8 protein-coding genes are annotated in these 9754 nt (G+C 69.1%); 1 reads left to right on the plus strand and 7 read right to left on the minus strand.

Annotated features, from left to right (window positions below):
- The coding region (locus HR086_RS40375; RefSeq protein ID WP_174468274.1) for an acyl-CoA dehydrogenase family protein at positions 1–1149 on the plus strand (1149 nt) is incomplete at its 5' end.
- A 75-nt stretch (positions 1150–1224) separates the two neighbouring features.
- Here the strand turns inward: HR086_RS40375 and HR086_RS40380 are convergent.
- From HR086_RS40380 to speD, 7 genes are all read right to left on the minus strand, one after another.
- Positions 1225–3582, minus strand: coding sequence for an arylsulfatase (locus HR086_RS40380; RefSeq protein ID WP_141647616.1), 2358 nt, complete (start codon positions 3580–3582; stop codon positions 1225–1227).
- Positions 3583–3770: 188 nt separating this feature from the next.
- On the minus strand, positions 3771–5402 hold the full coding sequence (locus tag HR086_RS40385; RefSeq protein ID WP_174468275.1) for an FAD-dependent oxidoreductase: 1632 nt from the start codon (positions 5400–5402) through the stop codon (positions 3771–3773).
- Positions 5393–6889 carry a polyamine aminopropyltransferase gene (locus HR086_RS40390; protein ID WP_174468276.1) on the minus strand — a complete coding sequence of 499 codons (1497 nt, stop codon included), beginning with the start codon at positions 6887–6889 and terminating at the stop codon, positions 5393–5395. The genes HR086_RS40385 and HR086_RS40390 overlap by 10 nt, the downstream gene beginning before the upstream one ends.
- Positions 6890–6930: 41 nt before the next feature.
- Complete coding sequence (locus HR086_RS40395) at positions 6931–7158, minus strand: DUF350 domain-containing protein (protein WP_141647619.1); 228 nt, start codon at positions 7156–7158, stop codon at positions 6931–6933.
- Positions 7158–7319, minus strand: coding sequence for a hypothetical protein (locus tag HR086_RS40400; protein ID WP_174454657.1), 162 nt, complete (start codon positions 7317–7319; stop codon positions 7158–7160). The genes HR086_RS40395 and HR086_RS40400 overlap by 1 nt, the downstream gene beginning before the upstream one ends.
- A gap of 29 nt (positions 7320–7348) precedes the next feature.
- The gene (locus tag HR086_RS40405) at positions 7349–9247 is read right to left on the minus strand and encodes a DUF4178 domain-containing protein (RefSeq protein ID WP_174468277.1); all 1899 of its coding nucleotides are present in this window, start codon (positions 9245–9247) and stop codon (positions 7349–7351) included.
- On the minus strand, positions 9244–9543 hold the full coding sequence (gene speD, locus HR086_RS40410; protein ID WP_246137686.1) for an S-adenosylmethionine decarboxylase: 300 nt from the start codon (positions 9541–9543) through the stop codon (positions 9244–9246). Before speD ends, HR086_RS40405 begins: the two co-directional genes overlap by 4 nt.
- Positions 9544–9754 lie beyond the last annotated feature (211 nt).

Here is a 9754-nt window from a genome sequence, read left to right on the forward strand (position 1 = left end):
CTCCCCGCCCATCCCCTGCTCGCCACCGCCGTGGAGCTCGCGCCGCGCCTGTCCGCGCGCTCCGCCGAAATCGAGACCGCGCGCCGGCTGCCCGAGGACCTCGTCGCGGAGCTGAATCGCGCCGGCATCTTCCGGATGATGATTCCAGAGACGTACGGCGGGCTGGAGCTCCACCCCGCGCTCTCCTTCCAGGTCATCGAGGCCCTCTCGCGCGCGGACGGCGCCACCGGCTGGTGCGCGATGATTGGCTCCGCCACCGCGCTGACGGCGGCGTGGCTCCCGGAGCCCGTGGGCCGCGCCATCTTCTCCGCGCCGGACATCATCACCGGAGGCGTGGCCGCGCCCCTGGGCCGCGCCGAGCGCGTCGAGGGTGGCCACCGGCTCACCGGCCGATGGGCCTGGGCCAGCGGAAGCCAGCACTGTCATTGGCTCGTGGGCGGCGCGCTCGTCACGGAGGGCGGCAAGCCGCGCATGGTGCGCGAGGGCGTGCCGGAGACGCGCTTGTTCTTCCTCCCCGCCAGGGACGTCACGCTCCACGACACGTGGTTCGCCTCCGGCCTGTGCGGCACCGGCAGCGGCGACATGGAGGTGAAGGACCTCTTCGTCCCGGACGACCACGGCTTCTCCTTCTTCGCGCCGCCCCACGTCGCGCGCCCGCTGTATGGCTTTCCCTTCGGCCTCTTGGGCCTGGGCATCCCCGCCGTGGCCCTGGGCATCGCCCGGCGCGCCATCGATGAGCTGACCGCGCTGGCCCGACAGAAGACGGTGGTGGTGGAGCGCAGGCTGCTGGCCGCGCGGCCCGCCGTACAGGAGGCCGTCGCCGAAGCGGAGGCCGAGGTGCGCGCGTCCCGCGCCTTTCTGCTGGAGACGATTCACGCCCTCCATGACGAAGCCACCCGAGGTCCCGTCTCCGTGCGCGGCAGGGCGGACCTGCGCCTGGCCATGACGCATGCCACGCGAAGCTCCGCGCGCGCGGTGGACCGGATGTACGAGGCCGCGGGCGGCCCCGCCGTGTTCCACACCAGCGCGCTCCAGCGCTGCTTCCGCGACGTCCACACCCTCACCCAGCACGCCATGGTGGCCCGGCCCACGCTGGAGCTCACCGGCGGAATCCTGCTGGGCTTCGACCCGCCCACCCCGGTGCTCTGAAGAAAAGAGGGCCCGGCCTCCCTGAAGCGCTGGGAAGAGGCCGGGCCCCATCAGGCGACGACGTGTCGCCTCCCCCTACTGCCGAGCCATCACCGTCTTGCGCTCCTTCTGCTCGTCGTGGAGGTGTTCACCGGACACGTCCACCACCACCTCGCGCAGCGTGCCGCCCCGGAACGTGAAGGGTGGGCGGTACATCGTGCTCACCGACGAGTTGTCATCCCGCCCGCACGTCAACCCCTCACCCAGGCTGATGAGCAGCGGCATCGTCGAGGAGATGTCGCTCTGGGCGACCAGGTCCCCGTCGATGAAGAGCTTGCCGCGTCCCGGCGCGCCCTTGCCGGCGTCGAGGTCCGGCTCCCCCGTGGGCTCGAACTCGAAGCGCAGCTCCGTGCGGCCGGCGGGTATCTCCATCGCCGACTCGATGTGGAACTCCCGCTCGCCCACGAAGTTGTAGACGTAGTGCAGCTTCCGGTCCTGGATGAAGAAGGTGTAGCCGCCCGTAATCCCGCCGTGGCTGAGCAGCACGCCCTCCGCGTCTCCATCCACGTCCACCTTCGCGGTGATGGAGTGCGGCCGGTTGAGCACATGCACCGCCACGTTCTCCGGCGCGGGTGAGGTGTGCGGCCGGTAGACGTAGCGCTTGCGGTCCTTGGTGATTTGCGGACGCTCCGCGGCGAACACCGCCCGGTCCAGCGCCGCGAGCGGAAGGACCTTGTAGCGGCCCGCCTCCACGTACCAGAGGGCAATCATCTCGATGAGCTTGCCCCGCTCTTCTTGGGCGAGGTTCTTCGTCTCCGAGCAGTCCTCCGCCACGTGGTACAGCTCCCACCCCTCCGCGTCGAGCTTGCGCAGCCGCTCCTCGGTGATGGCCGACTCGCCGAACGCCTCGCCCGCCTCCGTGAAGGACGGCCCGGGGAAGGGGCACACCGCCCGCCAGCCGTCATGGTAGATGGCGCGACTGGTGAACATCTCGAAGTACTGCGTGTGGTGGTGGCTCTCCGCGCGCGCGTCGTCGAAGGAGTGGCGGAAGCTGACGCCCTCGATGGGCGACTGCGTGACACCCCGGATGTCCTGGGGAGGCTCCACGCCCAGGCAGTCCAGCACCGTGGGCACCATGTCGATGGCGTGGCAGTACTGCGTGCGGACCTCGCCCCGCGCGCGGATGCCCTTGGGCCAGTGGACGATGAACGGGTCCGTCGTGCCGCCCCGGTACACCTCGCGCTTCCACCGGCGGAACGGCGTATCCCCGGCCCACGCCCAGCCCCACGAGTAGTGATTGAAGTACTTGGGCCCACCCAGGTCGTCCATGGCCGCGATGTTCTGCTCCAGCGACTCCGGCGTGTTGTTGAAGAACTTCAGCTCGTTGACGGAGCCATGGGGCCCGCCCTCGGCACTCGCGCCGTTGTCGGAGATGACCATGATGAGCGTGTTGTCCAGCTCACCGCTCTCCTCCAGGGACTTCAGCAGCCGGCCGATGTGGTGGTCCGTGTGCTCCAGGTAGCCCGCGAAGACCTCCATCATCCGCGCATAGAGGCGCTTCTCCTCGGGCGGCAGGCTGTCCCACTCCGCCACGTCCGGGTCATGTCGGGACAGCTTCGTGCCGGGAGGGATGACGCCGAGCTTGAGCTGACGCTGGAACACCTTCTTGCGGAACTCGTCCCAGCCGTCGTCGAACTGGCCCTTGTACTTGTCCACCCACTCCTTGGGGACGTGATGCGGGGCGTGCATCGCGCCCGTGCAGAAGTACATGAAGAACGGCTTGTCCGGCGCCACCTGCTTGGAGTCCGCGATGAAGTCCACGGCGCGGTCCACCAGGTCCTCGGTGAGGTGGTAGCCCTCCTCGGGAGTCTTGTGCGGCAGCACCGGATGGTTGTCGTGCACCAGGTCCGGGTAGTACTGGTGCGTGTCGCCGCCGAGGAAGCCGTAGAACCGCTCGAAGCCACGACCCAGCGGCCAGCGGTCATAGGGCCCCGCCGCGCTCGTCTGCTCCGTGGGCGTCAGGTGCCACTTGCCCACCGCATACGTGTTGTAACCCTGTTTCGACAGCATCTCCGAGAGGAAGCCGTTCTCGAAGGGGATGGTGCCGTTGTAGCCCGGGTAGCCGAGGGAGACCTCGGTGATGGTGGCCATGCCGTTGGAGTGGTGGTTGCGGCCGGTGAGGATGCACGAGCGCGTGGGCGAACACAGCGCGGTGGTGTGCATGTTGCTGTAGAGCAGGCCGCCCTTCGCCAGCTTGTCCAGGTTCGGCGTGCGGATGGGCGAGCCATAGCAGCCCAGGTGCCCGAAGCCCGTGTCGTCCAGGACGATGAAGAGGACGTTGGGTGCGCCCGCCTTCGCGCGCAGCGGTTGGGGCCACGCCGGAGACGACTGCTCCCATGTCCGGCCGATGGTGCCAGGGAAGGTGCTGCCGGGTTTGTATTCCTTGAGCGACATGGTGTGCCTCCGCGAAGTCGTGCCCGTGGGGCCACCGTCGCGCGTCCTCGGATGTTCCAGACGGACACGTCCCGACCCCGAGGGTCAGAAATGGGCACACCCCCGGACACTGACCGCTGCCCCCGGGACGGACCCGAGCAGGCAAGGCCCGGCCCGCCAGCCCCTGGCACCTCGCGGAAGAAGGGAGGCTAGAGCCAGCTCGCGGAAGCCTGCCCCAGCTCCGCCAGCACGCGCTCCGCGGCCTTCACTCCGAACCAGTTGGCTTCCTCGAAGAGGGCCAGCCCACCCAGGTCCGTGTGCGCGAAGTGCAGATGGCGCCCCACGCTCTCCTGCGCGGCCCGGCGCTCCGGTCCCCACATGAAGCCCGGCGTCGGCCGCACCATGGCGTGGCCCCAGCGCTGCACCTCCAGGCGCTGCGCCTGCTGGGCGATGCCCGGGTGCGCCGGACGCATGTCCGCCATGACGAGCGCCTCCCAGTCCGCGTAGCTGGCGGAGAGCGCCTTGGTGCGCTCGGCCTTCACGTCCGCGCCGGCCATGGGCAGGTACCACGTGAGCACCGTGGGGCCGTTCTCGTCCTGACGCAGGCGCTGATGCGTGGCCACCACGTAGCCCAGGCTGTTGCTCTCCTGGAACACGTTGTCCCAGGCCAGCGGGAAGCCTCGCGACACCGGAGGCGACGACAGCGTCAGGTTGGCCACCACCCACGGCGCGTAGGTGAAGGCATCCAGCCACGCCGGCCGCGCTGTCCGCCACGGCGCCACCAGGTGCGCCGCGAGGAAGCGCGGGCACGCGAGCACCACCTGTCGCGCCTGGAAGGAGCGAGGCTTGCCCGTGCGAGCATCCAGCGCGTCCACCCGGCAGCCCTGCTCGCCCGGCTCCACCGTGTGCACCAGCACGTCGCGCTCCACCGCGCGGGGAGGCAGCGCGGAGAGCAGTTGGTGCACCAGCCGGCCATTGCCCTCGGGCCAGCTCAGGAAGCCCTCGCTGCGCTCGCCCTGTCCGTCCTGGCGCGCGGCGAAGTACCAGATGCCGGCCCACGCGGAGATGTGCTCGGACGTGGCGCCGTAGTCGTCGCGGCACGCGTAGTCCACCAGCCACTTCAACCGCGTGGAGCGGAAGCCCTCGCGCGCAAGCCAGGCCGCCATGCTCAGCGTGTCCAGCGCCGTCCATTCGGCGTCATCGCTGGAGCGCGCCGTCGGCACCGCGAACGCCTTGCGTCCCTTCGCGTCCCGGGCGGCGGCGAAGGCATTCATCCGCGCATCGAAGCGCTCCAGCTCCGCCAGGTCCTCCGCCGTCGCGCCCACGCGCAGGTAGAGCCCGTCGTACCAGTGGCCCCGGTAGAAGTGGCGCTCCTCCGGCTCCTGGATGAGCAGCGTCTCCTCGAAGGTCGGCAGGCCTTGCGCGTCCACGCCGGACACCGCGCCCATCTCGCGAAGCAGCCGCACCACCGGGCCCCTGTCCTCCAGCGGCGCCGGCAGGTAGTGCGCGCCCCAGGGGAAGGCCGATACGGAGTTGCGCCCCGAGCGCGACGTGCCCCCGGCCTCCGACTCCAGCTCCACCACGCGCACGTCCTTCACGCCCGCGCCCGCCAGCCGCCACGCGGCGGACAGGCCCGCCACGCCCGCGCCCACCACCAGCACGTCCACCGTTTCGAGCGTCTCCGCGCGAGGCAGCGGCCCGCCACGCAACCGGTGCCCCACCTCCACCGCGCGGTCGACGACAGCGCCCGGAATGGGGGCACGGGGCTGCTCGCGCTTGCACCCGCTCGCCACCGCCGAGCCGAGGAACGCGGCGACCAGCTCTCGCCGCGTCAGTTCCACCGCCGCCACTCCTCCTCGTAGTAGTGCACCAGCACCTGGTTGTTCAGCCGGTTCACCTCCACGGGCAGGGGGCTCATGTCCGGAGGAAACAGCGTCAGCGACTCCAGCGTGGGCAGGTCCAGGAAGCGCAGGCCCTCCGGCAGCGGCCGGTGGTGGCCAGGGGCCTCGTGGGCCACCAGCACGTAGCCCCACTCGCCGAACGAAGGCACCAGCGCGTGGTACGGCTGCGTCCAGAAGCCCGCGGCCTTCAGCGTCGTCTCCACGCACCAGAAGGAGCGCCGGGCGAACAGGGGGCTGGTGCTCTGCACCACCGCCACCCCGTCCTGCGCCACCCGCTTCTTCAGGAGCTTGTAGAAGCCCGTGGTGTACAGCTTGCCCAGCGCGAAGTTGTTCGGGTCCGGGAAGTCGACCACCACCACGTCGTAGCGCTGGTCTCCCTCCATCAGGAACTGCATGGCGTCCGCGTTGACGACGCGCATGCGCGCATCCGTCAGCGCGTTCCCGTTGAGCTTCGCCAGCTCGCCATAGCCCATGGCCAGGCCGGTAATCGCCGGGTCCAGGTCCACCAGCGTGACGGAGCGGACCTCCGGGTAGCGCAGCACCTCGCGCGCGGCGAGCCCGTCTCCACCGCCCAGGATGAGCACGTGCTCGATTCTTCCCGCGCGCACCATGGCCGGATGCACGAGGGACTCGTGGTAGCGGTACTCGTCCACGCTGGCGAACTGGAGGTTGCCGTTGAGGAACAGCGAGAAGCCCCGCTTGCCGCGCGTGAGGATGATGCGCTGGTAGGGGGAGCTGGACGCATGCACCACGTCGTCCGCGTAGAGCTGGTCCTCATAGAACGTCGTGAGCCGGTCTCCGAGCACGAAGCCCACCACCAGCAGCACCGTGAGCAGCACCGCCTTGACGCGCAGGCGCAGCGGGTTGCCCAACAGCGGCGCGAGCAGCCACGTGCTCCACAGGCCCACCGCCGCGTTCAGGATGCCGAACAGGAGCGAGGTGCGCACCAGCCCCAGCTTCGGCACCAGGAGCAGCGGGAAGGCGACGCTGGCGGCGAGCGCGCCCAGGTAGTCGAGCGACAGCACCTGGCTGACCAGGTCCTTGAACTTGAGCTGGTCCTTGAGGATGCGCAGCAGGAGGGGAATCTCCAGCCCCACCAGCGTGCCGATGATGATGACGCTGCCGTACAGCGCCACCTGGAACAGGTCCGTCAGCGTGAAGGTGAGGAACAGCACCGGTGCGCACAGGCCGCCCAGGAGCGCCACCGCCAGCTCCACCTCCACGAACCGCTGCGCCACCCCCTTGTCGATGTAGCGCGACAGGTAGCTGCCGATGCCCATCGCGAAGAGGTAGCCACCGATGACGGTGGAGAACTGGGTAATCGAATCACCCAGCAGGTAGCTGGCGAGCGCCCCGACGACGAGCTCGTAGACGAGCCCGCACGTCGCGATGACGATGACGGTGATGTACAGCAGCGTCTTGTTCACGTCGTCACTTCACTTCTTCTTCGAGCGGGAGTCCCCGCCCCTCAACCACCGATGGCCGCGGCCACGATGATGGACAGGCCGAGGATGAAGGAGCCGATGACGATGCCGACCGCCGTGTTCTGGTCGACCTCCAGCTCCTTGTGCACGTCGAACGGCATGATGAGGCGGATGACGAAGAAGCCCGCCACGAACACCGCCAGGCCAATGAGCGAATAGATGACGCTCGCCAGCACACCCTGCCAGCTCACGACGACGCCGAGTAACAGCATCACTTCCCTCCCTGAAAACCACCGGTCCACAACAGGATGCCACCCGGGCCTCGGCGCACGTTGCCCGGCACGCGGTCCCTCTCCTCACTGGTGAAGGGCGACCACCCGGACATCATCATGGCCGTGTAACCCAGCAGCACCAGTCCACCGAACCACTTCATGCCGCGCCTCCGTGTCGTGCCATGCGCGTCTATTCCGTCAGGTTGCTGTCCGCCCACCGGCGCGTCTCGAAGCCGTGGGAGCGGACGAAGGCGAACACCGGCGCCAGCAGCATCAGCACCAGCGCCACGCAGAGCCAGGTGCCATTGGGCGTGTCGTGCACCAGCTTCACGCTGTAGTTGCGCACGCTCGGCCGGGGTGACGCGTCGAAGGCCGCCGTGGTGCGCAGCACGTACTTGCCCGCCGGAAGCGCGGACAGGTACAGGCTGTCGCTCGGGCTGCCCTCGCTCCAGAAGCCGTCGCTGTCGTTGCCCTGGTAGTAGCTGAGCTCCTGGTAGAAGCTCACCACGTCACCCGTCTCCTGGTTCACCAGGTCGCCCTGCACGCCCATCCAGGCGTTGCTGAGGCCCGCGGCGACCTCCACCTTCATGTTGCCGCGCTTGGTCAGTTCGAAGGGCGCGCTGAACTTCATCGCGGCGGGCGTCCCAGAGGCCGCGTCCGCGGGAACCGTCACGTTCTCCTGGAGCACCACCTCTTCCCTCGAGTTCACGGAGAAGATGCCCGACAGCACCAGCAGCCCCAGAAGCCAGAGGAAGGACCACAGCATGGTGGAGCGCATGCCCGCCGCGTGGGGATTGGGCTGGCTGGGGAGGATGCCGTACGTCGGCCCCACCTCCTTCAGCTTGAACGCCTCCTTCACCACCTCGGGCTGCAGGTACTCGCCATACGTGTACGTCACCTCGTCCTCGGTGGAGTCCACGTTGATGGAGTACGGCGGGGACACGTACTCGGCGGCCTCGGCGTACTCGCCCGCCGTCACCTCCCAATAGAACTCGCCCTGCACGTTCTCCGTGACGGCGTGGACGTTCTGGAAGGCCTTGTAGCGGCGGCCCTCGAAGTACGCGGACGACAGGGGCGACAGCTCCACGTCACCGGCCGCCAGCGGCTCCAGGAACACCCAGTGGCCGTTGGAGAGCATCAACCAGACGAAGCCCTTGGACTTGTGGAAGAGCAGGTACTCTTCCCACGGGTAGCGCACGCCCTCCACGGTGCAGGAGCGCACCAGGAAGCCGATGCACATCCACTCGGTGTTCTTCAGCGTGCCCTTCGCCCCCAGGGGGATGATGGGCGCGTGGTCCGGCTTCTCCAGGAGCCGCAGGAAGGACAGCTTGCCCTTGCTGACGTCCAGGAGCGCGCCGCAGAACGGGCAGCCCACGCGCAGGGACTTGTCCGGGGCCCGCAGCTCCAGGGGGCCGTTGCACTCGGTGCAGCGCGCCTGCTGGAGGTCCACCTTGCGGCGGGCGCGCGGGCGGAGCTGCTCGGCGGGAATCCCGAGCTGCTCCAGCTTGAGTCGCTCGCCGATGAAGACTTCCGGGTCCTTGTTCCGCGTGCCGAAGTCGAGCGTGACGAAGGCGCCCTTGGAGCCGGTGGCGTCGACGTAATAGGAGTCCTGCGTGGGGTCCACGTCGCTGGGGAGCTGCCCCTCGGCGGCCACCACCTTGCCGTGGCCGCGCTCCTCCACCACCCAGACGCGGTTGCGCAGGCGCAGCCGCTCACCGGGGTGCAGGTCCGACAGCGACACGCCCTCTTCCACGCCCGCTTCCAGCAGCAGGTGGAAGGCGCCCTCGGACTCGCTCACCCACGCGGTGCGGCCGTCGGAGAACTCCACGTACCATTCGTCCCACGGGCCCGCGCCATGGTCCTTCTGGAGGTGGCCCACGACCTGGAACGCCGTGCGCGCGTAGCGCCCCTCCGCGCCCAGTTGGAGCGGCGAGTCGGTGACGACGACGCGGCCAATCTTCCCGTGCGACTCGAAGTCCGCGCCCTTGCGAGCCACCACCGTCTGGCAGTGGCCACACACCACCACCTGCGCCGAACCGGCGGTGAACTCCACATCCGCGCCGCACGACGGACACCTCCCCTGACTCACGCCATCACCCCCCGCTTCAGCTCCCGCACCTCGCAGGAGGCCGCCTTCAGGTGACGCGCCAACAGCGACTCGAAGTCGGGGCGCGTCCTGGGGCGGCAGCAGTAGACATTGAGCGCGGCGAAGCCATGCTCGGGGAAGGTGTGGATGGCCAGGTGACTCTCCGCAAGCAGCGTCAGTCCGGTGATGCCACCGGGCTCGGGGAATACGTGCCACTGCGGCTGGCCCACGACCTTCAAGTCGAGCAGGACGAGGAGCTCCTCGAAGAGCGCCGCCAACGCCGCCGCGTCCTTGAGCAATCCAGGCGAGCAGCCGCTCGCATCAACCAGCCACTCCTGTCCGGTGGTCAGCTTCGAAGTCCTCCCGCCTCTGCTGGACTACTTAGCACGAGAGGCGACGCACGAAAGCCGCTCGCGCCAGGGCCCCGGATGTTGGCGCCGCGCCACCCCTTGCCGGTACGCTTCCGCGTGAAATGACGCAGCGGTCCTCCCCCGAAGTCCCCGCGCCCCC

This window comes from Myxococcus sp. CA039A, assembly GCF_013336645.1.
Lineage (GTDB): Bacteria > Myxococcota > Myxococcia > Myxococcales > Myxococcaceae > Myxococcus > Myxococcus llanfairpwllgwyngyllgogerychwyrndrobwllllantysiliogogogochensis.